Origin of the sequence: Pseudomonas sp. p106, from assembly GCF_003936645.1 — a bacterium.
Classification (GTDB): domain Bacteria; phylum Pseudomonadota; class Gammaproteobacteria; order Pseudomonadales; family Pseudomonadaceae; genus Aquipseudomonas; species Aquipseudomonas putida_E.
On the sequence record NZ_RHQR01000026.1, the window covers coordinates 45158 to 68859 of the forward strand.

General features: G+C 61.7%; 23 protein-coding genes. 4 read left to right on the forward strand and 19 right to left on the reverse strand.

What is annotated here, in order from left to right:
* Window positions 1–117: 117 nt before the first annotated feature.
* Window positions 118–1236, forward strand: coding sequence for an LOG family protein (locus EGJ09_RS23910; RefSeq protein ID WP_115274051.1), 1119 nt, complete (start codon window positions 118–120; stop codon window positions 1234–1236).
* Window positions 1237–1261: 25 nt separating this feature from the next.
* On the opposite strand, the gene recX is transcribed toward EGJ09_RS23910, so the two are convergent.
* The 5 genes from recX to EGJ09_RS23935 form a co-directional block, all read right to left on the reverse strand.
* Complete coding sequence (recX, locus tag EGJ09_RS23915) at window positions 1262–1732, reverse strand: recombination regulator RecX (RefSeq protein WP_046788328.1); 471 nt, start codon at window positions 1730–1732, stop codon at window positions 1262–1264.
* A 17-nt stretch (window positions 1733–1749) separates the two neighbouring features.
* Window positions 1750–2817 carry a recombinase RecA gene (recA, locus tag EGJ09_RS23920; protein ID WP_046788327.1) on the reverse strand — a complete coding sequence of 356 codons (1068 nt, stop codon included), beginning with the start codon at window positions 2815–2817 and terminating at the stop codon, window positions 1750–1752.
* A 103-nt stretch (window positions 2818–2920) separates the two neighbouring features.
* Window positions 2921–3403 (reverse strand): CinA family protein, encoded by a 483-nt coding sequence (locus tag EGJ09_RS23925; RefSeq protein WP_012315851.1) that lies wholly within the window; start codon window positions 3401–3403, stop codon window positions 2921–2923.
* A 106-nt stretch (window positions 3404–3509) separates the two neighbouring features.
* Window positions 3510–3845, reverse strand: a complete 336-nt coding sequence (locus EGJ09_RS23930) for a phage holin family protein (protein WP_115274050.1) — start codon at window positions 3843–3845, stop codon at window positions 3510–3512.
* 202 nt (window positions 3846–4047) lie between these two features.
* Window positions 4048–4794, reverse strand: a complete 747-nt coding sequence (locus EGJ09_RS23935) for a S24 family peptidase (protein ID WP_046788325.1) — start codon at window positions 4792–4794, stop codon at window positions 4048–4050.
* A gap of 139 nt (window positions 4795–4933) precedes the next feature.
* Between EGJ09_RS23935 and mutS the strand changes: the two genes are divergently transcribed.
* Window positions 4934–7507: a DNA mismatch repair protein MutS gene (gene mutS / locus EGJ09_RS23940; RefSeq protein ID WP_046788324.1), complete on the forward strand. Its 2574-nt coding sequence runs from the start codon at window positions 4934–4936 to the stop codon at window positions 7505–7507.
* A 140-nt stretch (window positions 7508–7647) separates the two neighbouring features.
* The gene (gene fdxA / locus EGJ09_RS23945; protein ID WP_012315871.1) at window positions 7648–7971 is read left to right on the forward strand and encodes a ferredoxin FdxA; all 324 of its coding nucleotides are present in this window, start codon (window positions 7648–7650) and stop codon (window positions 7969–7971) included.
* Between the two features lie 499 nt (window positions 7972–8470).
* Here the strand turns inward: fdxA and rpoS are convergent, their stop codons facing one another.
* The 8 genes from rpoS to EGJ09_RS23985 form a co-directional block, all read right to left on the reverse strand.
* Entirely contained in the window at window positions 8471–9478 is a 1008-nt protein-coding gene (gene rpoS / locus EGJ09_RS23950; RefSeq protein ID WP_012315872.1) for an RNA polymerase sigma factor RpoS, read from the reverse strand.
* A 108-nt stretch (window positions 9479–9586) separates the two neighbouring features.
* On the reverse strand, window positions 9587–10444 hold the full coding sequence (locus EGJ09_RS23955; protein ID WP_046788323.1) for a peptidoglycan DD-metalloendopeptidase family protein: 858 nt from the start codon (window positions 10442–10444) through the stop codon (window positions 9587–9589).
* A 186-nt stretch (window positions 10445–10630) separates the two neighbouring features.
* Window positions 10631–11269, reverse strand: a complete 639-nt coding sequence (locus EGJ09_RS23960; RefSeq protein WP_161872020.1) for a protein-L-isoaspartate(D-aspartate) O-methyltransferase — start codon at window positions 11267–11269, stop codon at window positions 10631–10633.
* Between the two features lie 38 nt (window positions 11270–11307).
* On the reverse strand, window positions 11308–12057 hold the full coding sequence (surE, locus tag EGJ09_RS23965; protein WP_039601868.1) for a 5'/3'-nucleotidase SurE: 750 nt from the start codon (window positions 12055–12057) through the stop codon (window positions 11308–11310).
* Window positions 12045–13103, reverse strand: a complete 1059-nt coding sequence (gene truD / locus EGJ09_RS23970) for a tRNA pseudouridine(13) synthase TruD (RefSeq protein WP_046788322.1) — start codon at window positions 13101–13103, stop codon at window positions 12045–12047. Before truD ends, surE begins: the two co-directional genes overlap by 13 nt.
* Entirely contained in the window at window positions 13100–13573 is a 474-nt protein-coding gene (gene ispF / locus EGJ09_RS23975) for a 2-C-methyl-D-erythritol 2,4-cyclodiphosphate synthase (RefSeq protein WP_115274046.1), read from the reverse strand. Before ispF ends, truD begins: the two co-directional genes overlap by 4 nt.
* A 144-nt stretch (window positions 13574–13717) precedes the next feature.
* Complete coding sequence (gene fghA, locus EGJ09_RS23980) at window positions 13718–14572, reverse strand: S-formylglutathione hydrolase (RefSeq protein WP_115274045.1); 855 nt, start codon at window positions 14570–14572, stop codon at window positions 13718–13720.
* 8 nt (window positions 14573–14580) lie between these two features.
* Window positions 14581–15693, reverse strand: coding sequence for an S-(hydroxymethyl)glutathione dehydrogenase/class III alcohol dehydrogenase (locus EGJ09_RS23985; protein ID WP_125924940.1), 1113 nt, complete (start codon window positions 15691–15693; stop codon window positions 14581–14583).
* Between the two features lie 110 nt (window positions 15694–15803).
* Between EGJ09_RS23985 and EGJ09_RS23990 the strand changes: the two genes are divergently transcribed.
* Window positions 15804–16697, forward strand: coding sequence for a LysR substrate-binding domain-containing protein (locus EGJ09_RS23990; protein ID WP_177433180.1), 894 nt, complete (start codon window positions 15804–15806; stop codon window positions 16695–16697).
* Between the two features lie 130 nt (window positions 16698–16827).
* Here EGJ09_RS23990 and ispD read toward each other — a convergent pair whose 3' ends face one another.
* From ispD to accA, 6 genes are all read right to left on the reverse strand, one after another.
* Window positions 16828–17535 carry a 2-C-methyl-D-erythritol 4-phosphate cytidylyltransferase gene (gene ispD, locus EGJ09_RS23995; protein WP_125924942.1) on the reverse strand — a complete coding sequence of 236 codons (708 nt, stop codon included), beginning with the start codon at window positions 17533–17535 and terminating at the stop codon, window positions 16828–16830.
* Complete coding sequence (gene ftsB / locus EGJ09_RS24000; protein WP_012315882.1) at window positions 17532–17813, reverse strand: cell division protein FtsB; 282 nt, start codon at window positions 17811–17813, stop codon at window positions 17532–17534. The genes ispD and ftsB overlap by 4 nt, the downstream gene beginning before the upstream one ends.
* A gap of 162 nt (window positions 17814–17975) precedes the next feature.
* Window positions 17976–19265 (reverse strand): phosphopyruvate hydratase, encoded by a 1290-nt coding sequence (eno, locus tag EGJ09_RS24005; RefSeq protein WP_012315883.1) that lies wholly within the window; start codon window positions 19263–19265, stop codon window positions 17976–17978.
* A 195-nt stretch (window positions 19266–19460) separates the two neighbouring features.
* Window positions 19461–21089 carry a CTP synthase gene (locus tag EGJ09_RS24010; RefSeq protein WP_046788316.1) on the reverse strand — a complete coding sequence of 543 codons (1629 nt, stop codon included), beginning with the start codon at window positions 21087–21089 and terminating at the stop codon, window positions 19461–19463.
* A 269-nt stretch (window positions 21090–21358) separates the two neighbouring features.
* Window positions 21359–22639: a tRNA lysidine(34) synthetase TilS gene (tilS, locus tag EGJ09_RS24015; RefSeq protein WP_125924943.1), complete on the reverse strand. Its 1281-nt coding sequence runs from the start codon at window positions 22637–22639 to the stop codon at window positions 21359–21361.
* A gap of 55 nt (window positions 22640–22694) precedes the next feature.
* Complete coding sequence (accA, locus tag EGJ09_RS24020; protein WP_042111686.1) at window positions 22695–23642, reverse strand: acetyl-CoA carboxylase carboxyl transferase subunit alpha; 948 nt, start codon at window positions 23640–23642, stop codon at window positions 22695–22697.
* Between the last annotated feature and the right edge of the window lie 60 nt (window positions 23643–23702).

The window sequence follows — 23702 nt, forward strand, 5'->3', positions numbered from 1 at the left end:
CCTACTGCAATGCTCGGGACGCACACTCGAGCCAGAGCAGCCAGCGACGCACGTAGTGTCGCGGCCGAGCCCAGCCATCAGCTCGGTCAGAGGTTTTGCTGCAGAAGGAGACGTTGAATGCCTTACCAACCCAATGAGTATCTGTTCAATCACTTCAGGGACAGTGGTATCGACCTGAGTAAACTCGATGAACAACTGCAACTGGTCGCACCGGACAGCCCCAACCTGCCACTGTACCGTGACATGATGCTGACCATCTTGCGCATGGCCCACGACGACACCGATCGCTGGAGTGCCAAGATCACCTTGCAGGCCCTTCGCGAGCTGGACCACTCCTTCCGCAGCCTGCAACGCTACAAGGGTCGGCGCAAGGTCACTGTTTTCGGCTCGGCGCGCACACCGCTGGAACACCCGATGTATGCCTTGGCTCGCGAGCTGGGTGCCACACTGGCCCGCTCCGACCTCATGGTCATTACCGGCGCAGGCGGCGGCATCATGGCCGCAGCGCACGAAGGCGCGGGTAGCGATCATAGCCTGGGCTTCAACATCACCCTCCCTTTCGAACAGCACGCCAACCCGACAGTGGATGGCACTGACAAGCTGCTGCCCTTCCACTTTTTCTTCATTCGCAAGCTGTTCTTCGTCAAGGAAGCCGACGCCCTGGTCCTTTGCCCGGGAGGTTTCGGCACGCTCGATGAGGCACTGGAAGTACTGACGCTGATTCAGACTGGCAAGAGCCCACTGGTGCCGGTGGTCCTGCTGGACTCACCAGGTGGCAGCTTCTGGCGTGACTGCCTGGACTTCATCAGCAGGCAACTGGAAGAAAACCGCTACATCCTGCCCAGTGACCTCAAGCTGGTGCGCCTGGTACACAGTGCCGACGAGGCAGTGGAGGAAATCAACCAGTTCTACAGCAACTACCACTCCAGCCGCTGGCTGAAGAACCAGTTTGTGATCCGCATGCACCATCGGCTCAGCGACGCGGCACTGCATGAGATTCAGGAAGCCTTTGCCGATTTACGACTGAGCGGGAAGTACCATCAACATGCCGACAGTGGCGTAGAGCATGAAGTAGGCAACTACAACCATCTGACCCGCCTGACCTTTGCCTTCAATGGGCGTAATCAAGGGCGTCTGCGTGAGCTGGTGGATTTCATCAACCTGTCGGAGAACTGGGCAAAGCCACAGCCGATGCATACCACGCAGCGGGCGCGGGAGGCGTTGAAGGTCAGCTGAGTGCGCCTGCGATGTGGCTGTTAGATCAGTAGTCGTCCAAGTCTCGGCCGCTGAGCAGGCGGCCGATCATGTCCAAGGGAAACCCACGGTAAGCGAGAAACCGGGTTTGCTGGGCACGGCTGCGGGGGTCATGCGGACGTAGCCCGGCATATTTGCGCTGCCAGGCATCCTGTAGCCGCTCTGCCCAGTTCACACCACAGTCACGCAGTGCCTGGTCAATATCGCCTCGGTTCAGGCCACGCTGGCCCAGCTCCTCGCGAATACGCGCTGGGCCATAGCCGGCATTGGAACGGTACCTGATGAAGCTTTCAAGGTAGCGGGCCTCACTGAGCAGCCCTTCTTCGGCGAGCCGATCGAGAGCGGGCTCAATCAGCTCATCCGTAGCGCCGCGCTGGCGCAGTTTGCGCGTCAGCTCGACGCGACCATGCTCGCGGCGCGCAAGCAGGTCCATGGCTGTCCGCCGAACGGCGACGGGGGTGTCGAGTACGACGGACATGATCGGCCAAGCAGCTATCAATAACCGGCGTCGGCGTCAGCCACGTCGTCGGCTTTGGCATCGGCTGCAGCAGCCTTGCCCGCTTCGGCAACAACACCCGCCTTGAGCAGCTTCTCGCGAATCTGCTTCTCGATCTCGGCACCAATGGCCGGGTTTTCTTGCAGGTACTTGGCTGCGTTAGCCTTGCCTTGGCCGATCTTGTTGCCCTGGTAGGCGTACCAGGCACCCGACTTCTCGACCAACCCTTGAGCAACGCCCAGGTCAATGATTTCGCCGTTACGGTAGATACCCTTACCGTAAAGAATCTGGAACTCAGCCTGACGGAACGGCGGCGAGACCTTGTTCTTGACGATTTTGACGCGGGTTTCGCTGCCGACGACTTCGTCGCCTTCCTTGACTGCACCAGTACGACGGATGTCCAGGCGCACCGAGGCGTAGAACTTCAGGGCGTTACCACCGGTGGTGGTTTCCGGGCTACCGAACATCACACCGATCTTCATACGGATCTGGTTGATGAAGATGACCAGGCAGTTGGCGTTCTTGATGTTACCGGTGATCTTGCGCAACGCCTGGGACATCAGACGGGCCTGGAGGCCAACGTGCATGTCACCCATCTCGCCTTCGATTTCTGCCTTGGGCACCAGGGCAGCCACGGAGTCGACGATGATTACGTCAACGGCGTTGGAACGCACCAGCATGTCGGTGATTTCCAGCGCCTGCTCGCCGGTATCCGGCTGCGAAACCAGCAGGTCGTCGACGTTGACGCCCAGTTTGCCGGCGTACTCAGGGTCGAGAGCGTGCTCGGCGTCGACGAAGGCGCAGGTGGCGCCGCTTTTCTGGGCTTCGGCGATGACCGACAGGGTCAGTGTGGTTTTACCCGAAGACTCCGGGCCATAGATCTCGACGATACGGCCTTTTGGCAGGCCGCCGATGCCCAGAGCGATGTCCAGGCCCAGGGAGCCTGTGGAAATGGCTGGAATGCCGGTGCGCTCGTGATCACCCATGCGCATGACCGCGCCTTTGCCGAATTGGCGTTCGATCTGACCCAGGGCCGCAGCCAAGGCGCGCTTCTTGTTGTCGTCCATTGAAATCCTCACGTGTTCGACTTGGCCCTGATGGCCGGAATACCTGTATAAGTAGCCAGTATTATTCCACAGGGAAGCGTTTGAGCAAACCCCTGTCGTCGATTTACTCGGCACCAAGCTGTAACAAGCCGTCTAACGCGGCGATCACCGTCTGTCGGCGCACTGCTTCACGGTCGCCGTCGAAGTGGCGACGCTCACTGCTCACGTGACTGCCATCGGCCCATGCCAGCCACACGGTACCGACCGGTTTGGCCGGCGAGCCACCGTCGGGCCCGGCCACGCCACTGACTGCCACGGCAAAACGCGCACCGCTGGCCGCCTGGGCGCCGCGAACCATGGCTTCGACCACCTCCTGGCTGACTGCACCGACTTGGGCGAACAACGGTTCTGGGACCCCAAGCTGGCGAGTCTTCTGGGCGTTGGAGTAGGTGACATAGCCTGCCTCGAACCAGGCGGAGCTGCCAGGTACGCGGGTGATGGCTTCGGCGATGCCGCCGCCGGTGCAAGATTCGGCGGTGGTGACCTGGGCGCTGAAGCGGCGCAGGTGTTCGCCCAGCCGGGCGGAGAGAACGGTGATCGGGTCCATGGGCAACTCCTGGAAGAGGCTGAGCGACACCCTAGCATTTGAGGGGGCTGATCGGGACAGGCATTGTTCTACCCATGCTCAAACTTCCGCACGCACATCCTCCTGGTCATTCATCGCTCGACGCGGTGCCACGCAAGCCCAGCCGCCTGATCGCCCAGCACTCATAAAGGCGCATGGCTACATCGGCCCCACCTACCGCAGTCAGGCAACCAAATGCGCTGGCCGCCCAGATCGACAGGCCGCTGGCATACAGCAACATCACCGTCGAAACTCCGCAGACGATACAGGCGCCGGAGCGCAGCGCCAGCCGTCGCAGCAGCGACCAACCGGTGGCGCCCGCCTTGTCGGCCCGCCACATTTCGCCGCTGAGGCCGCCCAGCGATGCCAGGACGATTACCAGCCAGAGCGGCATCTCCAGTAACACTTGTTGCTCGTTCGTCACTGTCCTGTCTCCTGTGTAACAAAGGCTCAGTCCGCCTCGAGATACAAGCTATGCGTTAACGCATATCCAGTCAATGCATTTATTCATTTAACTGTAGGCATGACTTTGCTGATACGCATGAGTGCTTTTGCTCATCTGGCTGTAGGGCTTTTCTCCAGACGAAAAAAAACCGCCGAAGCGGGTTTTCTTGAAAAAGGCCTGGTCAGCGGGCGTACATGCCCCACCAGAACACATGCCCGAGCAAGCTGATCTGCTCTTCCTGCAACTGCTGAAAGCTGTAGTCTTCATCAGGGTGTTCGTCGCGATTGAAGCTGCGCAGGCGAATACCGGTGGGCAGCCGATACACCTGCTTCACCCGCAATTGACCATTGTGGTTGATGGCGTAGAGATCACCATCGATGATGTCACCGATCGAACACTTGCCGGTGTTTACCCCGACCGTCGCCCCGTCGCGCAGTACCGGCAGCATGCTGTTGCCGCGCACGGTCACGCATTTGGCCTGGTCGAACTGCACGCCGTTATGGCGCAGGCTGCGCTTGCCGAAGCGCAGGCGGGCGCGCTCGCTTTCCTCGATGACGAACCTTCCTGATCCTGCTGCCAATTCGACCTCACGAAGAAAGGGTACTGACACCTCGTCGTCCTCGACGGGCGTTTCATCGTCCCACAGGCTGATGTCGCTGAGGTCCGCATGGCCGCGGGCCGGCAATGCGGCTTCGCGTGAGGCGCCAAGCTCGGCGCGGCCGCGCAGCTGTTCGGTGTTGACGCCGAAATAGTCGGCAATTTTCGACACGTGCCTATCCGAGGGATCGACGATCTTCTCGCTGAGGATCCGCGACAGGGTGGATTGAGGCACGCCCGTGCGCCGGTGCAGCTCTGTGGGGGACAGGCCGTGGCGGGCGAGCAACTCTCTGAGTACGGTGGCTACATTGCGTTTTTGCATAGCATGCATAATGCAGCGCCGCCGCAGGAAATGCAATCCATGCAGCTGGGGCGCGAGGGCACTTGCCCGCCGCCTGCATCTCGGCCAAAAAGCCTGTACCATTGCCGGTTTTACAATCGCCAACCAGATCCCCGCTGTAAGGCCCTGAATGTCTGATCTTTCCGCACACACCCCAATGATGCAGCAGTACTGGAAGCTGAAAAACCAGCACCCGGACCAGCTGATGTTCTACCGCATGGGCGACTTTTACGAAATCTTCTACGAAGATGCGAAAAAAGCCGCAAAACTGCTGGATATCACCCTGACAGCCCGTGGCCAGTCAGCCGGCCAGTCGATCCCCATGTGCGGAATTCCGTTCCACTCGCTGGAAGGCTACCTGGCCAAGCTGGTCAAGCTCGGCGAGTCGGTGGTGATCTGCGAGCAGATCGGTGACCCCGCCACCAGCAAGGGCCCGGTAGAGCGTCAGGTGGTGCGCATCATCACCCCGGGCACGGTCAGCGACGAAGCGTTGCTCGACGAGCGCCGCGACAACCTGATTGCCGCACTGCTGGGGGATGAGCGCCTGTTTGGCCTGGCGGTGCTGGATATCACCAGCGGCAATTTCAGCGTGCAAGAAATCAAGGGCTGGGAAAACCTGCTGGCCGAGCTTGAACGCATCAACCCTGTCGAGCTGCTGATCCCCGACGACTGGCCACGCGACCTGCCGGCCGAGAAACGCCCAGGCGCACGCCGACGAGCCCCTTGGGACTTCGACCGCGACTCGGCACGCAAGGCTCTGTGCCAGCAGTTCGCAACCAAAGACCTCAAGGGCTTTGGTTGCGACAAGCTGACCCTGGCCATCGGCGCCGCCGGCTGCCTGCTGACCTACGCCAAGGAAACCCAACGCACCGCCCTGCCCCACCTGCGCAGCTTGCGCCACGAGCGCCTGGACGACACCGTGATCCTCGACGGGGCCAGCCGCCGCAACCTGGAGCTGGACATCAACCTGGCAGGTGGTCGCGACAATACCTTGCAGTCGGTGATCGATCGCTGCCAGACCGCGATGGCCAGCCGCCTGCTGACCCGGTGGCTGAACCGTCCGCTGCGCGACCTCAAGGTCTTGCAGGCGCGCCAGGATTCGATTCGCTGCCTGCTCGATGGCTACCGCTTCGAAAAACTGCAGCCGCAACTCAAGGAAATTGGCGATATCGAGCGGATCCTCGCCCGTATCGGCCTGCGCAATGCCCGCCCGCGCGACCTGGCGCGCCTGCGTGATGCCCTCGGCGCCCTGCCCGAACTGCAGAACGCCATGGCTGAGCTGGAAGCCCCACACCTGGCGCGCCTGGCGGCCATCACCGGCACCTACCCGGAGCTGGCCAGCCTGCTGGAGCGGGCAATCATCGACAACCCGCCAGCAGTGATCCGCGACGGCGGCGTACTCAAGGCCGGCTATGACAACGAGCTGGACGATCTGCTGGCGATCAGCGAGAACGCCGGCCAGTTCCTGATCGACCTGGAAGCCCGCGAGAAGGCCCGCACCGGTCTTGCCAACCTGAAAGTCGGCTACAACCGCGTGCATGGCTACTTCATCGAGCTGCCGACCAAGCAAGCCGAACAGGCCCCGGGCGACTACATTCGTCGCCAGACCCTCAAAGGGGCCGAGCGTTTCATCACCCCGGAGCTCAAGGCTTTCGAGGACAAGGCGCTGTCGGCCAAGAGCCGCGCCCTGGCCCGCGAAAAAATGCTGTACGACGCGTTGCTCGAGACCCTCATCAGCCACCTTGCACCGCTGCAGGACAGCGCCGCTGCGCTGGCCGAGCTGGACGTGCTGAGCAACCTTGCCGAGCGGGCGCTCAACCTGGACCTTAACTGCCCCCGTTTCGTCGACGAACCTTGCCTGCGCATCGATCAGGGGCGTCACCCGGTGGTCGAACAGGTACTGACCACGCCGTTCGTAGCCAACGACCTGGGCCTGGACAACAGCACCCGGATGCTGATCATCACCGGCCCGAACATGGGTGGTAAATCCACCTACATGCGCCAGACCGCACTGATCGTGCTGATGGCGCACATCGGCAGTTTCGTTCCGGCGGCCAGTTGCGAACTGTCGTTGGTCGATCGCATCTTCACCCGTATCGGCTCCAGCGACGATCTGGCTGGCGGTCGTTCGACGTTCATGGTCGAGATGAGCGAAACCGCCAACATTCTGCACAACGCCACTGACCGCAGCCTGGTACTGATGGACGAAGTCGGCCGTGGCACCAGCACCTTCGACGGCTTGTCGCTGGCCTGGGCGGCTGCAGAGCGCCTGGCGCAGCTGCGTGCATACACGCTGTTCGCCACACACTACTTCGAGCTGACCGTACTGCCGGAAAGCGAACCACTGGTGGCCAACGTCCACCTGAACGCTACCGAACACAACGAGCGCATCGTGTTCCTGCACCATGTGCTGCCTGGCCCCGCCAGCCAGAGCTACGGCCTGGCCGTGGCGCAACTGGCAGGCGTGCCGTCGCCGGTCATCCAGCGGGCGCGCGAGCACCTGGGCCGGCTGGAGACCAGCAGCCTGCCCCACGAACAACCCGTGTCGAACAAAGCCAAGGGCGAGCCACAAGCACCGCACCAGAGCGACCTGTTCGCCAGCCTGCCACACCCGGCCATCGAGAAGCTGGGCAAGCTGGAGCTGGACGACATGACCCCGCGTCAAGCTATCGAAATGCTATATCAACTAAAGAACCTGTTATAACGGCGGGCACTACAAGCTGGTAGAATCCGCCGCGGTTTGCTGGTGCTGCAGGTTATTAGCCTGGCCTGCAGCCACATGCCCGTAAACCGCGCGGCCCTGAGAGGAAGGGCCGCCGCCGTTGCCTGAGGAGAGAACTAGAAATGACCTTCGTCGTCACCGACAACTGCATCAAATGCAAATACACCGACTGCGTGGAAGTCTGTCCGGTGGACTGCTTCTACGAAGGCCCGAACTTCCTGGTCATTCACCCGGACGAGTGCATCGACTGCGCACTGTGCGAGCCTGAATGCCCGGCCCAGGCCATCTTCTCGGAAGACGAAGTGCCTGCGGGCATGGAGAACTTCCTTGAGCTCAATGCCGAGCTGGCGGAGATCTGGCCGAACATCACCGAGCGTAAGGATGCCCTGCCTGACGCCGAAGAGTGGGATGGCAAGCCTGGCAAGATCGCCGATCTGGAACGTTAATCGCCCAGATACGAAAAAGGCCCGCAACGGGCCTTTTTCATTTTCTGCGGGCAAAAAAAGGGGCGGTTTGACCCGCCCACATTTTTTCCGTAGTCCCTGCTTGTCCTAAACATCGTCCTGATGAATCGCGTCTTGCGATGTCCTTGGCGTTCTTCCTGAACGCCTGTGCATGTCCGTGTGCACAGTTCGAATACTAGCGAGTTCTGCAGCGCAGGCAACCGCGAACCCTCACAAGACATTACCGGGGACACATTTCCACAAATCTGAAAAGTTCAATTATTTCAGTTAGTTGAGAAAAAAACAGATCTGGAAACGACAATGATTTACTGGCCTTTACGTGTATGGCTTACACAACAAGTAAGCAAAGGCTTACACGCAGTGCATCAGGGGTAGCAAGTTACACATTGATCACCCCCAGATAATTGCCAGCCGCTCTGGCCTGCGCATAAAAAAACGCCCCGAGGTCATCAGGGCGTTTTTGCATACCGGCATGCAGTGCTTACTGGAACAGCGACTCACTGGACAGGCCATTCTTCTCCAGGATCTCACGCAGGCGCTTGAGCCCCTCTACCTGAATCTGCCGCACTCGCTCGCGGGTAAGGCCGATTTCCAGGCCTACATCCTCCAAGGTGCTGCTTTCATGCCCGCGCAGACCAAAACGGCGTACCACCACTTCGCGCTGCTTGTCGGTGAGCTCGCCCAGCCACTGGTCGATGCTCTGTGACAGGTCGTCATCCTGCAGCAGCTCGCACGGGTCGGTAGGACGATCGTCGGTGAGTGTATCGAGCAGGGTCTTGTCCGAATCTGGCCCGAGCGAAACATCCACCGACGATACCCGTTCGTTAAGACCAAGCATGCGCTTGACCTCGGCAACGGGTTTTTCCAGCAGGGTGGCGATCTCTTCAGGGGAAGGTTCGTGGTCGAGCTTTTGGGTCAACTCCCGCGCGGCACGCAGGTAGACGTTGAGCTCCTTGACCACGTGGATCGGCAGACGAATGGTGCGGGTCTGGTTCATGATCGCCCGCTCGATGGTCTGGCGGATCCACCACGTCGCATAGGTCGAGAAACGGAAACCGCGCTCCGGGTCGAACTTCTCGACTGCACGAATCAAACCCAGGTTCCCCTCCTCGATGAGATCGAGCAAGGACAGGCCGCGGTTCACGTAACGACGGGCGATTTTCACAACCAGGCGCAGGTTGCTTTCGATCATGCGCTTGCGCCCGGCTGGGTCACCCTTCTGCGACAGCCGCGCGAAGTGAACTTCCTCTTCCGGTGAAAGCAGAGGCGAGAAACCGATCTCGTTGAGGTACAACTGGGTGGCATCGAGCGCCCGGCTGTAATCGATGTATTTATGCTGCTTGAGCGTAGAGCCTGACTTGGCCCTGGTCCGAACCGACGGTACAGCAGGTTCGTCTGACACCACATCCGTTTCCAAAACGATGCCCGTCTCCATCAGGAGAACGTCATCGTCGATGTCAAACTCCGGCGCTTCTTTATTGAGAGCCATTGTTATAGTCCTTTGCTGAGTTCGAACTCAGACTCGAGCGGCGCCTGCATCCCTGGCATCGCTGGAGCCTCTCCCCTCTACTTCAGAGGAACAGGCCGGGGACAACAATCAACGCCGTGGCAGGAACTGGAGAGGATCGACGGGTTTGCCCTGGCGGCGAATCTCGAAATGCAGCTTCACCCGATCAGTGCCCGTGGACCCCATTTCAGCAATCGACTGCCCTGCCTTGACCTTCTGCCCCTCCCGAACCAACAGCCTGCGGTTGTGACCGTAGGCACTGACGTAGGTATCGCTGTGCTTGATGATGATCAGTTCGCCGTAGCCCCGCAAGCCACTCCCGGCGTAGACCACCGCACCATCAGACGCAGCAAAAACAGGCTGTCCCAAATCACCGGCGATATCAATGCCTTTATTCAAACTACCGTTTGAAGCGAATTTTCCAATCAGCACGCCATTTGCAGGCCAGGTCCAACCGCCCACCGCGCGCTCTGCGGCGGGCACCGTGGTAACGACCGGCGTAGGCGTGGTTCGCGTTGTTGGCGTCGTTTTCCCGCCGCTGGCGGGCGCCGTGATAGGTTTTCCAACGGGGCGACGAATGACCGTCGTCCTGCTCGAAGAAGAGGGGCTGGACACCACCGTGGTACTGCCGGTAGCGCCGCTGCTGAAGCGGATCGCCTGGCCAGGCCGGATGGTGTACGGGGCAGCGATGCCATTGCGTGCGGCGAGCTCCTTGTAGTCCCAGCCGTAGCGAAACGCAATGGAGAACAGCGTATCGCCTGGTTTGACCACATACTGCCCGGAGGTCACGGTCGGCCGCTTGGGCGCCGCATTGCTGCGGTCGACCACGCGTGCGCCGCCCGAGCCGGTGCTGGAGCAACCCGTCAGCAGGGCGCCCATGGCCAGTGCAATCACCAGAAGCTTGAAACCCAACCAATCCTTGCGCTGCCGAATGACTGTGTGCCCCACCCGCGCTCCCCTCATGGTGCCGAAAATCGAAAATACAGAAAGAAATGCAATAATGTTGCAATTATAACCGAGCGCCACTGCATTGGCAGGCTCGGTGCACAGGCTCAGTAAAGAGCCGGGATGCCCCGCCAGATAGACAGGGCGATGCGGCAAGAATTCGTCGCCACCACAAATATTCCCTGCAGCTCAAGCCACCGGGCCATTGAGCAGCGGTACAAAGCGCACAGCGCCCAGTACACGGCGAGAGAAGCCCTGCTCCTCACGCACGATAAGCATCAACTGCTGGACTTCACCAGCAGGGCCTACCGGGATGACCATTCGCCCACCAGGAGCCAGCTGGTCGAGCAGTGCCTGCGGCACTTCCGGCGCCACGGCGGTAACGATGATGCCGTTGTAGGGGGCCAGCGCCTGCCAGCCGTCGCACCCATCCCCCCAGCGGAACACCACGTTGCGCAGGTTCAATTCGACCAGGCGTTCCTTGGCTCGGTCCTGCAGGACCTTGATGCGCTCCACCGAGAACACCCGCTCCACCAGTTGGGCAAGGATGGCCGTCTGGTAACCGGAGCCGGTACCGATCTCCAGCACCTTGTCCAGCGGCCCGGCCTCCAGTAGCAGCTCACTCATGTGTGCGACCATGAATGGCTGGGAGATGGTCTGGTTGTGCCCGATTGGCAGCGCGGTGTCTTCGTAGGCGCGGTGGGCCAGGGCCTCATCGACGAACAGATGGCGCGGCGTACGGCGGATGGCATCGAGCACCTTGGGGTTCGATACACCCTCTTCGCACAAGCGCTGGATCAGGCGCTCGCGGGTACGCTGGGAGGTCATGCCGATACCTCGGCGCTGCAGATCGTCCTGTTCGCGCATCAGAGCACGCCCTCCAGCCAACCGTGGAGCTGCTCGAAGGCATCGTTGAAGGTGCGGTCCAGTTGCAGCGGGGTGATCGACACGTAACCTTGCATCACCGCGTGGAAGTCGGTACCCGGCCCACCGTCCTCGGCATCACCGGCCACGGCGATCCAGTAGCCTTCCTTGCCGCGCGGGTTGACCACCTTGGTCGGTGCCGCCGCCCGCGCCCGGTGACCGAGACGGGTGACCTGTATGCCACGGATGTGCTCCAGCGGCAGGTTGGGAATATTGACGTTGAGGACCGTACGCGGCGGCAGTTCCAGGCGTGACTGCGCCTCGACCAGCCGGCGGGCGATGAACGCTGCAGTCGGCAGGTTGTCGGGCAGACGCGACAGTAACGAGAATGCCAACGACGTACCGCCGAGGAAGCGCCCCTCCAGCGCGGCAGCGACCGTGCCGGAATAGATCACGTCATCCCCCAGGTTGGCACCGAGGTTGATCCCCGAGACAACCATGTCCGGTGTTTCCGGCAACAGGCCATTGAGCCCCAGGTGCACGCAATCGGTGGGCGTGCCATTGAGGCTGATGAAACCGTTGGCCAGGGTTTGCGGGTGCAACGGCCGGTCCAGCGTCAGCGAACTGCCGGCGCCGCTCTTGTCTTGATCCGGGGCGATCACCACGCACTCGGCATAATCCACCAGCGCACCGTGGAGCGCGGCGAGGCCAGGTGCCGTAACACCGTCGTCATTCGAAATCAGAATACGCATGGGCTGTCCGTCTGCCCTGCCGGCACCAGATCGACGAGTTCGCGCACCACCACGGTGGCGAAGCATCCGGCCGGAAGGACGAATTCCAGTTGCAGGATATCAGGCTCGGGATAATGCCACGTCAGGCCGCCAATAGGGAGCCGCAGGATGCGCCGTTCGTGACTCATGCCTGCATTGGCCAACCATTGGCACAGCAATGCATGCTGCTCGCCTATCGTCGTCTCCAGCGTCGCGGCCGCGCCGGCCGCAGGAGAAGGGCCTTCGCCCCACATCGGGCCGGTAGGATGCAAGTCCAGAATGGCCAGGCGAGGGTCTGAGCATTCCTGTTCACCCGCCGAAAAAAAACTGCGGCTATCGGTGAATGCCAACAGGTCACCGATTTGGGCCCGCTGCCAGCTGCCGTCGGCAACGCGGGCAGCCAGTACCTGGTTGAACAGGTAGCTGCGGGCAGCCGAGAGCAGCCGCGAACGCACGTTGCGCTGCTCGGGCAGGGCCTTGCGGGCAGCCCAGTGCTGGGCATCCTGGACATTGCCGCCGCCATGCCCGAAACGCTGGCCGCCGAAGTAGTTCGGCACACCCTGCTGTTTGAGCGTCTGCAGGCGGGCATCGAGGGCAGCATGATCAGCCGCCAGCGCCGTAAGGCGCAGGGTGAAGCCATTGGCCGAATGGGCGCCGCGCTGCAGTTTGCGCTGGTGACGCACCTGCTTGAGCACACGCAGGGTGGCATCTTCGGCACGCGACAGGTCGGGGTCTGCCTTGCCAGGCAGGTGCAGGCTGAACCACTGGCGCGTCAGGGCCTGGCGGTCCTTGAGGCCGGCGTAGCTGATCGAGCGCACCGGCACACCAGCGGCTCGCGCCAGGCGGCGGGCAGCTTCCTCAGTATTGAGGTCGCGCTTCTCAACCCACAACCACAGGTGCTCGCCCTGGCCCGAAAGCGGAATGTCCAGCACCTCATCGACCTGGAAGTCTTCGGCCACAGCCTTGAGTATCGCAGTGCCTAGGGGTTGGCCCGATGCGCGCGGGCCCAGCAGTTCCAGTTCGGTCATGCTGGCAGCAGCAGGGCGACCGCGTGCACGGCGATACCCTCCTCGCGGCCGGTGAAACCGAGTTTCTCGGTGGTAGTGGCCTTGACGTTGACCTGGTCGAGTTCGACCTGCAGGTCCTCGGCGATCCGTTGGCGCATGGTTTCGATATGCGGAGCCATTTTCGGCGCCTGGGCAACGATGGTGGCGTCGACATTACCGACTTTCCAGCCTTTGGCCTGGACGATGCCGATCACATGGCGCAGCAGCACACGGCTGTCGGCACCCTTGAATTGCGGGTCGGTATCGGGGAAGTGCTTGCCGATGTCCCCAAGCCCCGCCGCGCCAAGCAAGGCATCGCTCAGGGCATGCAGCAGCACGTCACCGTCGGAATGGGCCAGGAGGCCGTATTTGTGGGGGATACGCACCCCACCCAGGGTAATGAAATCACCGTCGCAAAAACGGTGCACATCGTAGCCGTGGCCAATACGCATAGAAAAACGCCCTGATTGAGTCAGGGCGTGATTCTACCTTCATTTGGAGCTGCAAGCTGCAAGCTGCAAGCCACAAGCAAAAAGCAGGCGTTGTGCTGCCCGCACTTTCTTGCGGCTTGAAGCTTGCAGCGTGTAGCTGCAGCCCTACCCCCGGCCAAGTGCCACTGCGTGGTGGCGCAGGTGCTCATCGATGAAGCTGGCGATGAAGTAATAGCTATGGTCATAGCCAGGTTGCAGGCGCAGGCTCAACGCATGCCCCCCTTTGCGGGCCGCCTGCTCCAGCGCTTCAGGCTTGAGCTGCTTGGCAAGGAAGTCGTCACGGTCGCCCTGATCCACCAGCAACGGCGGGCATTCGCCCGCTGGCGTCTCGGCAAGCAGCACACTGGCATCCCACTCGCGCCAGCGCGCCCGGTCTTCACCCAGATAACGGCTGAAGGCCTTTTCACCCCAAGGGCAATCCATCGGATTGCTGATCGGCGAGAACGCCGATACAGAGCGGTAGCGCCCCGGGTTGCGCAGGGCGCAGACCAGCGCGCCGTGCCCACCCATGGAGTGGCCACTGATGCTGCGCTGATCCGAGGCCGGGAAGTGCGCCTCGATCAGCTCTGGCAGCTCCTGGACCACATAGTCGTGCATGCGGTAGTGCTTCGCCCAAGGCTGCTGGGTGGCATTGAGGTAGAAGCCGGCGCCCAGGCCGAAGTCCCAGGCGCCGTCAGGGTCGCCCGGCACCTGCTCGCCACGCGGGCTGGTATCGGGCGCGACGATGATCAGGCCAAGCTCGGCGGCCAGGCGCTGGGCGCCGGCCTTCTGCATGAAGTTCTCGTCGGTGCAGGTCAGGCCGCTGAGCCAGTACAGCACTGGCAGCTTTTCGCCCTGTTCGGCCTGCGGCGGCAGGTAAACGGCGAACACCATGTCGCAACCCAGCACCTTGGAGTGATGCCGGTAACGCTTGTGCCAGCCGCCGAAGCTTTTCTGGCAGGAGATGTTATCCAGGCTCATGGCTCACCTCAGAAGTGGATCACGCTGCGGATGCTCTTGCCTTCATGCATCAGGTCGAACGCCTTGTTGATATCTTCAAGGCCCATGGTATGCGTGATGAAGGTGTCCAGCGGAATCTCGCCCTTCTCGGACATTTCCACGTAGCTTGGCAGTTCGGTACGGCCGCGCACGCCACCGAAGGCAGAACCGCGCCAGACGCGACCGGTCACCAGCTGGAACGGGCGAGTGGCGATTTCCTGGCCGGCACCGGCGACACCGATGATCACCGACTCACCCCAACCCTTGTGGCAGCACTCCAGGGCCGCGCGCATCAGTTGCACGTTGCCGATACATTCGAACGAAAAGTCCACGCCGCCATCGGTAAGGTCGACGATCACTTCCTGGATCGGGCGATCGTATTCTTTCGGATTGATGCAGTCGGTGGCGCCCAGTTGACGGGCGATCTCGAACTTGGCCGGGTTGATGTCGATGGCGATGATGCGCGATGCCTTGGCTTTGACTGCGCCTATGACCGCCGACAGGCCGATGCCGCCCAGGCCGAAGATGGCCACTGTGTCACCCGGCTTGACCTTGGCAGTGTTGAGCACCGCACCGATACCGGTGGTCACGCCGCAACCGAGCAGGCAGACCTTTTCCAGCGGCGCTTGCTTCTGGATCTTGGCGACGGAGATTTCCGGCAGCACGGTGTACTCGGAGAAGGTCGAGGTGCCCATGTAGTGGAACAGCTGTTGGCCCTTGTACGAGAAACGGGTGGTGCCGTCCGGCATCAACCCCTTGCCCTGGGTGGCACGAATGGCCTGGCACAGGTTGGTCTTGCCCGAGCGGCAGAATTTGCACTGACCACATTCAGGGGTATACAGCGGGATCACGTGATCGCCGACCGCCACGGAGGTGACGCCCTCACCTACCGCCTCGACAATCGCGCCACCTTCATGGCCCAGAATCGAAGGGAAGATACCTTCCGGGTCAGCACCCGAGAGGGTATAGGCGTCGGTGTGGCAAACACCGCTGGCCACCACGCGCAGCAGGACTTCGCCAGCCTTTGGCATGGCCACGTCCACTTCGACAATTTCCAGAGGTTTCTTGGGCTCGAAGGCTACAGCGGCACGGGACTTGATCATCAAAGGTCTCCAGACAAAGGGTCAGTTCAGACATGCAGTGTAATTCAGCTTGTTTTGATGAATAATCGTGGCAAAGACAAAACATTATTGCCGTGCAGGGATAATCAATGATCAGTCGGTGGGAAGGCATCGATGAATTCGTAGCCGTGGCCGAATCAGGCCAATTCACGGCCGCCGCCGAGCGCATGGGGGTATCGTCGTCGCATATAAGCCGGCAGATCGCCCGCCTTGAGGAGCGCTTGCAAACCCGCCTGCTGTATCGCAGTACGCGTCGCGTGACCCTGAGTGAGGCTGGGCAGACATTCCTGCAACATTGCCAACGCCTGCAGGATGGCCGTGAAGAAGCACTGCGTGCCATGGGCGACTTGGCCAGCGAACCCAAGGGGCTATTGCGCATGACCTGTGCTGTGGCTTATGGCGAGCGCTTCATCGTGCCGCTGGTGACGCGCTTCATGGCGCTGTATCCACAGTTGCGGGTTGAAGTGGAGTTGAGCAACCGAACGCTGGACCTGCTGCACGAAGGCATGGACCTGGCGATTCGCCTGGGGCGGCTTGCCGATTCGAGGTTGGTGGCGACGCGCCTGGCGCCACGGCGCATGTACCTGTGCGCGTCGCCCGCTTATCTGGAACGCTATGGCCGCCCGCACAGCCTGTCGGAACTGGCCCGGCACAACTGCCTGGTGGGCAGCACGGACCTGTGGGCGTTGCAACAGGACGGGCGCGAGATCAGCCAGCGGGTGCAGGGCAACTGGCGGTGCAACAGTGGCCAGGCGGTGCTGGATGCCGCTTTGCTGGGAATGGGGCTGTGTCAGCTGCCGGATTACTACGTACTGGAACACCTCAACAGCGGCGCGCTGGTGTCGTTGCTGGAGGCGCATCAGCCGCCCAATACGGCGGTGTGGGCGCTGTATCCGCAGCAGCGGCACCTGTCGCCCAAGGTTCGGCGGCTGGTGGATTATCTGAAGGAAGGGTTGGCGGGGATGCCTGAGTACCGAATGGTCTGACAGTTTACCGGGTCCGCTTTGCGGCCCAATCGCCGGCAAGCCCCCACTGGGTTTGCGCTGAACTTGAGAGCAGCGGGGTAACCTGTGGCCGGCTTGCCGGCGATTGGGCCGTGAGGCGGACCCGGCAATCTCAGCGGCGCCCTGACCAACGCTGGCGCAGCCACTCCAGGTCTTCCGGGCGGGTCACCTTGATGTTGTCGCTGCGCCCTTCGATCAGCCGCGGCGCCTGGCCGGACCATTCGATGGCCGAAGCTTCATCGGTGACCACCACATCGGACACCAGGCACTCGGCCAAGGCCCGATGCAGAGCCCCCAGGCGGAACATTTGAGGCGTAAAGGCCTGCCAGATGGTGCTGCGATCCACGGTAGCGCTGACTCGCCCGCTGGCATCGGCCCGCTTCAGGGTATCGCGTGCAGGAACTGCCAGCAGCCCTCCTACCGGGTCATCAGCCAACTGCGACAACAGACGGTCAAGATCCGTGCGTGCCAGGTTCGGCCGCGCCGCATCGTGCACCAACACCCAGTCAGCGTCCGCCGCACCTTGGGCATGCAACAGCAACAGGGCATTGAGCACCGAGTCGGCACGCTCCCGCCCACCTGACGCACGCTGGATGCGGGGATCGCTGGCGCAGCGCAAGCCAGGCCAGTAAGGATCATCCGCAGCAATGCTGACCACAACGCCCTTGAGCGTCGGATGGCCGAGAAAACAGTCGAGGCTATGCTCGAGAAGGGTCTGCCCACCCAATTGCAAATACTGCTTGGGGCGGTCGGCAGCCATGCGGGCACCTACGCCCGCAGCAGGAATCACGGCCCAGAAGGCCGGTAGGGTTTCGATCATTTTTGCGGCAGCTGGAAGAGGGTTTCACCCTCTTTGACCATCCCCAATTCGTGACGAGCCCGTTCTTCAACGGTCTCCATACCTTTTTTCAATTCCAGGACCTCGGCATAGAGCACGCGGTTACGCTCCAGCAGCCGCTCGTTCTCGGCATGCTGCTCGTCGATCTGCTGCTTGAGCTCAGCCACTTGCGCCAGGCTGCCGTTACCCACCCACAGGCGGTACTGCAGGCCACCAAGCAGCAGGAGCAGGACAAGGAACAACCAATAGGGACTGCGCATCAAGGTATCCAGGTTAAAAAGACCGCCGCGAACAGGCAGACCTCAAATAGCACGAAGCCTGGCCGAGGCCAGGCTTCGTCGACAGAAACCCGCATCATGTGTCAGAAATTTCAGTAAGAAAGTTCCGACAGCTTCGGCTGCTGTCTTTTTACCATCTCTTGCTTAGCCGCGAAACTCGGCACGACCGCGGTAAACCGCTTTGGCGCCCAGTTGTTCTTCGATGCGCAGCAACTGGTTGTACTTGGAGACGCGGTCGGAACGGCACAGCGAGCCGGTCTTGATCTGGCCAGCGGCGGTACCCACAGCCAGGTCGGCAATGGTCGAGTCTTCGGTTTCACCGGAGCGATGCGAGATCACAGCGGTGTAGCCTGCGGCCTTGGCCATCTGGATGGCTTCCAGGGTTTCGGTCAGCGAGCCGATCTGGTTGAACTTGATCAGGATCGAGTTACCGATGCCCTTCTCGATGCCTTCCTTGAGGATCTTGGTGTTGGTCACGAACAGGTCGTCACCGACCAGTTGCACCTTCTCGCCGATCTTGTCGGTGAGGATCTTCCAGCCAGCCCAGTCGGACTCATCCAGACCGTCTTCGATCGAGATGATCGGGAAGCGCTCGGTGAGGCCTTTCAGGTAGTCGGCAAAGCCTTCGGCGTCGAACGACTTGCCTTCGCCGGACAGGTTGTACTTGCCGTCTTCGTAGAATTCGGAGGCCGCGCAGTCGAGGGCCAGGGTCACGTCGGTGCCCAGTTTGTAGCCGGCTTTTTCCACGGCTTCAGCGATGGCGCCCAGGGCGTCTTCGTTGGAAGCCAGGTTCGGCGCGAAGCCACCTTCGTCACCCACTGCGGTGTTCAGGCCACGGGCCTTGAGCACAGCCTTGAGGTGATGGAAGATCTCGGTGCCCATGCGCAGGCCATCGGAGAAGGTCTTGGCGCCAACCGGCTGCACCATGAACTCCTGGATGTCGACGTTGTTGTCGGCGTGCTCGCCACCGTTGATGATGTTCATCATCGGAACCGGCATCGAATACTGGCCTGGGGTGCCGTTGAGGTTGGCGATGTGCGCGTACAGCGGCAGGTCCTGGTCCTGGGCAGCAGCCTTGGCAGCAGCCAGGGAAACAGCCAGGATGGCGTTGGCGCCCAGCTTGGCCTTGTTCTCGGTACCGTCCAGTTCGATCATGGCGCGGTCCAGAGCCTTCTGGTCGGAAGGGTCCTTGCCCAGCAGCAGGTCACGGATCGGGCCGTTGATGTTGCCAACAGCTTTCAGCACGCCCTTGCCCATGTAACGGCTCTTGTCGCCATCACGCAGCTCCAGCGCTTCGCGCGAGCCGGTGGAAGCACCGGACGGCGCGCAAGCGCTGCCGATGATGCCGTTGTCGAGCAGTACATCGGCTTCCACGGTGGGGTTGCCACGCGAATCGAGAACTTCACGACCTTTGATGTCGACGATTTTTGCCATTGTTGTAAGCACTCCAGAATTGACGAAAACAACGCAGCTTTAGGAAATTCTTGCCTTGCACCAGGCGTAGATGCAGCAGGCAGGCCTGGCAGAAGCAGCCCCTGACCGGCGGGTCAGGGGCAGAACGGACGGTACTTTACCCGAGAAATGAGCTTTGCGCGGTTTATACCGTCGGAAAACTCACAAAGCCTGGGCTCAGGCCTTGTTCTTCTGCGCCAGAGCAGCCTTGACGAAGCCGCTGAACAGCGGGTGGCCATCACGCGGGGTCGAGGTGAACTCGGGGTGGAACTGGCAGGCGACGAACCACGGGTGGTCCTTGGACTCGACCACTTCAACCAGCGCACCGTCTTCGGAACGACCGGATACCACCAGGCCAGCATCGACCAGTTGCGGCAGCAGGTTGTTGTTCACTTCGTAGCGGTGACGATGGCGCTCGGTGATCACGTCCTTGCCATAGCAGTCATGCACCTTGGAGCCGGCAGCCAGTTGGCAATCCTGCGCACCCAGGCGCATGGTGCCACCCAGGTCGGAGGCTTCGGTACGGGTCTCGACAGCGCCAGTGGCATCGGCCCACTCGGTGATCAGGCCAACGACCGGGTGGCCGCTGTTGCGATCGAACTCGGTGGAGTTGGCGTCTTTCCAGCCCATCACATTGCGGGCGAATTCGATCACGGCAACTTGCATGCCCAGGCAGATACCCAGGTATGGCACCTTGTTCTCACGGGCATACTGCACCGCGGTGATCTTGCCTTCCACGCCACGCAGGCCGAAACCGCCCGGTACCAGAATGGCGTCTGCGCCTTCGAGCAGGCTGGTGCCCTGGTTTTCGATATCTTCGGAATCGATGTAACGCAGGTTGACCTTGGTGCGGTTGGTGATGCCGGCGTGGCTCATCGCTTCGATCAGCGACTTGTACGCGTCCAGCAGCTCCATGTATTTGCCGACCATGGCGATGGTCACTTCGTGCTCAGGGTTGAGCTTGGCGTCGACTACCTTGTCCCACTCGGACAGGTCGGCGCTGCTGCACTGCAGGCCGAAGCGCTCGACGACGAAATCGTCCAGACCCTGGGCATGCAGAATGCCCGGGATCTTGTAGATGGTGTCGGCGTCTTCAAGGGCAATCACCGCACGCTCTTCAACGTTGGTGAACTGGGCGATCTTGCGGCGCGACGAGTTGTCGATCGGGTGGTCGGAGCGGCAGACCAGCACGTCAGGCTGCAGGCCGATGGAGCGCAGTTCCTTGACCGAGTGCTGAGTCGGCTTGGTCTTGGTCTCACCAGCGGTGGCGATGTACGGCACCAGCGTCAGGTGCATCAGCATCGCGCGCTTGGCGCCGACTTCGAAGCGCAACTGGCGGATCGCCTCGAGGAACGGCTGCGACTCGATGTCGCCCACGGTACCACCGATTTCCACCAGGGCCACATCGGCATCGCCGGCGCCCTTGATGATGCGACGCTTGATCTCGTCGGTGATGTGCGGGATGACCTGGATGGTCGCGCCCAGGTAATCACCACGACGCTCTTTGCGCAGCACGTGCTCGTAGATGCGGCCGGTGGTGAAGTTGTTGTTCTGGGTCATGGTCGTGCGGATGAACCGCTCGTAGTGGCCCAGGTCGAGGTCGGTCTCGGCGCCGTCGTGGGTGACGAATACTTCACCGTGCTGGAACGGACTCATGGTGCCAGGATCGACGTTGATGTACGGATCCAGCTTGAGCATGGTGACCTTTAGCCCCCGCGCTTCCAGGATGGCCGCCAGGGAAGCCGAGGCAATGCCTTTCCCCAATGAAGAAACAACACCGCCCGTGACGAATATGTAGCGCGTCATGAAAAACCCTAGAAGTCTGCGTTAAGGCGGCCAGCGCCGCCGGAGAAAGCGAAGGAAGGCCGAAGCCCCCGATCACCTGCGTCAATCACAGTGCATCTCGAAAAACTGCCGCGTCTGTACAGACCAGGGTTAACCCCGGCATGGAGCTCGCTCGTCATTTCCAGAATCAGCCCAGCAAAAAACTGCGTGGTAATCGGCAACTGCCGTGTTTCCGAGGAACGCACAGAAGTTGTATCAAGAAGGGAGGGTAGTCTACCGGAATGTACCCTTCAGCTCAAACCTTGCGCGTTCGTCGGAGGCTGCCAGTGGAGCTGGCAATCGGCCTGCGCCAATCGGGGCAGATTGGCCACTGCCAGCAAGCGCTCGCCACGATACAGCAGTGGCAGGCGCGGTCGCACGAAGTGCGGGACGTGCAGCTCATTGAGCAGGCGCTTGAGGTCGCGCTTGCCCCGCCCTGGTATGTCCAGCACTTCCCCGCCCTGGCGGTAGGCGATGCGCAAATCACCTAGCGGGGCGCCCTGGAGGCTGACGCTGCCGTTCCCGGGCAATGGCAACGGGCTACCGGGCATCTCCCAGCGCAGCGTCCCGCCGACAGGCTGCAGCCAGTCGCCACACAACCACCAGATCCGCCCGTGGCTGCGCTCCAGCTTGCCGTCGGTCAGCTGCCAGGCAGGCTGGGAATCGACTGCCGCATCACGCAGGGCCGCCCAACCGGCCCAATGCCGGGTGTCGGGCAGGCGGGTGCGCAGGCTCAACCAATATTGCAGGGCATTGCGCTGACGGGCTGGCGAAAGCGCCACCAGGCTCGCGAGGTCAAGCGAGTCGATCCCTGACCACATGGCAGGCGCCCCCTCCCGGGCCACGGCCAGGTCAGCCTGGGCCAACTCATCAAGCAGCCCTAGCGCCTCACCCAGATGCTCGGCACCGCGAGCCAGGACCTGGCTGGCCTTCGGCCAACGCTGCTGCAATAGCGGGAACACCTCTGCGCGCAGGAAGTTGCGGGCAAAGGCCGTATCTGCGTTGGACGGATCTTCGGCCCAGATCAACCCATGGGTTTGTGCATATTCATGCAACTGCGCGCGAGAAACGTTGAGCAGCGGCCTGACCACGCGGCCGCGCCCCAGCGGGCGCTGCTGCGGCATTGCGGCCAGGCCACGCAGGCCGGCACCGCGCAGAAGCCGGAACAGTAAGGTTTCGGCCTGATCATCACAGTGCTGCCCCGTGAAAAGGACGTCGCCCGCGCCAAGAACGGTCTCGAATGCCGCATACCGAGCATCGCGCGCAGCCTGCTCCAGGCTCGCCCCGGCAGGGACCTGAACGTGGATGACGGTGAGTTCGATGCCCAGCCGCTCACACACCGCGGTGCAATGGCCTGGCCAGACATCGGCGGCAGGTTGCAGGCCGTGGTGGATGTGGATGGCATGGAGCGGCGGCGTTGCGTGGATGCGGGCGTAGTCGGCCAGCCAGTGCAGGAGGACGGTGGAGTCGAGGCCACCGGAGAAGGCGATGTACCAGGCAGGGGCATTGAGCCAAGGGGTGAGGTTGATCATTGGAGCCTCACGCGGCTTGAAAGCGTTGGGGGCGCTTTGCGCCCCCAGCGGTGCATCAGAGACCGTAGCTCATCAAGCGCTCATAACGACGGGCCAGCAGCGTGTCGTTGTCGAGCTTGCCGAGCATGTCCAGCTGCTGAACCAGGTCAGCGCGAATGCTTTCGGACATCTGCGCCGGGTCACGATGGGCGCCGCCCAGCGGTTCCTGGATGACCTTGTCGACGATGTTCAGGCTTTTCAGGCGCTCGGCGGTGATGCCCATGGCCTCGGCAGCGTCCGCGGCCTTGTCTGCGGTCTTCCACAGGATCGAGGCGCAACCTTCCGGCGAGATCACCGAGTAAGTGGAGTATTGCAGCATGTTCAGCTGGTCACACACACCGATGGCCAGTGCACCGCCGGAACCACCTTCACCGATGACGGTGGCGATGATCGGGGTCTTCAGGCGTGCCATGACCCGCAGGTTCCAGGCGATCGCCTCGCTCTGGTTGCGTTCTTCTGCGTCGATGCCTGGGTATGCACCCGGGGTGTCGATGAAGGTCAGGATAGGCATCTTGAAGCGCTCGGCCATTTCCATCAGGCGGCAAGCCTTGCGGTAGCCTTCAGGGCGCGGCATGCCGAAGTTGCGGCGAACCTTCTCGCGCACTTCACGGCCCTTCTGGTGGCCGATGACCATGACCGGCTTGCCATCCAGGCGCGCGGTACCACCGACGATGGCAGCATCATCTGAGAAGTGACGGTCGCCGTGCAGCTCTTCGAACTCGGTGAAGATGTGCTCCAGGTAGTCCAGGGTGTAAGGACGACGCGGGTGACGGGCCAGGCGGGCGATCTGCCAGCTGGTCAGGTTGCCGAAGATGCTTTCGGTCAGGGTGTTGCTCTTGTCTTGCAGACGGGCAATTTCATCGCTGATGTTCAGCGAGTTGTCGTTACCCACCAAACGCAGCCCTTCGATCTTGGCTTGCAGGTCGGCAATCGGCTGTTCGAAATCGAGAAAATTCGGGTTCATAGTCATCCGTCTTGGGTCTACGGCCAGGCGGCCGGCCGGTTGATCCGTTTGGCGCCCTAC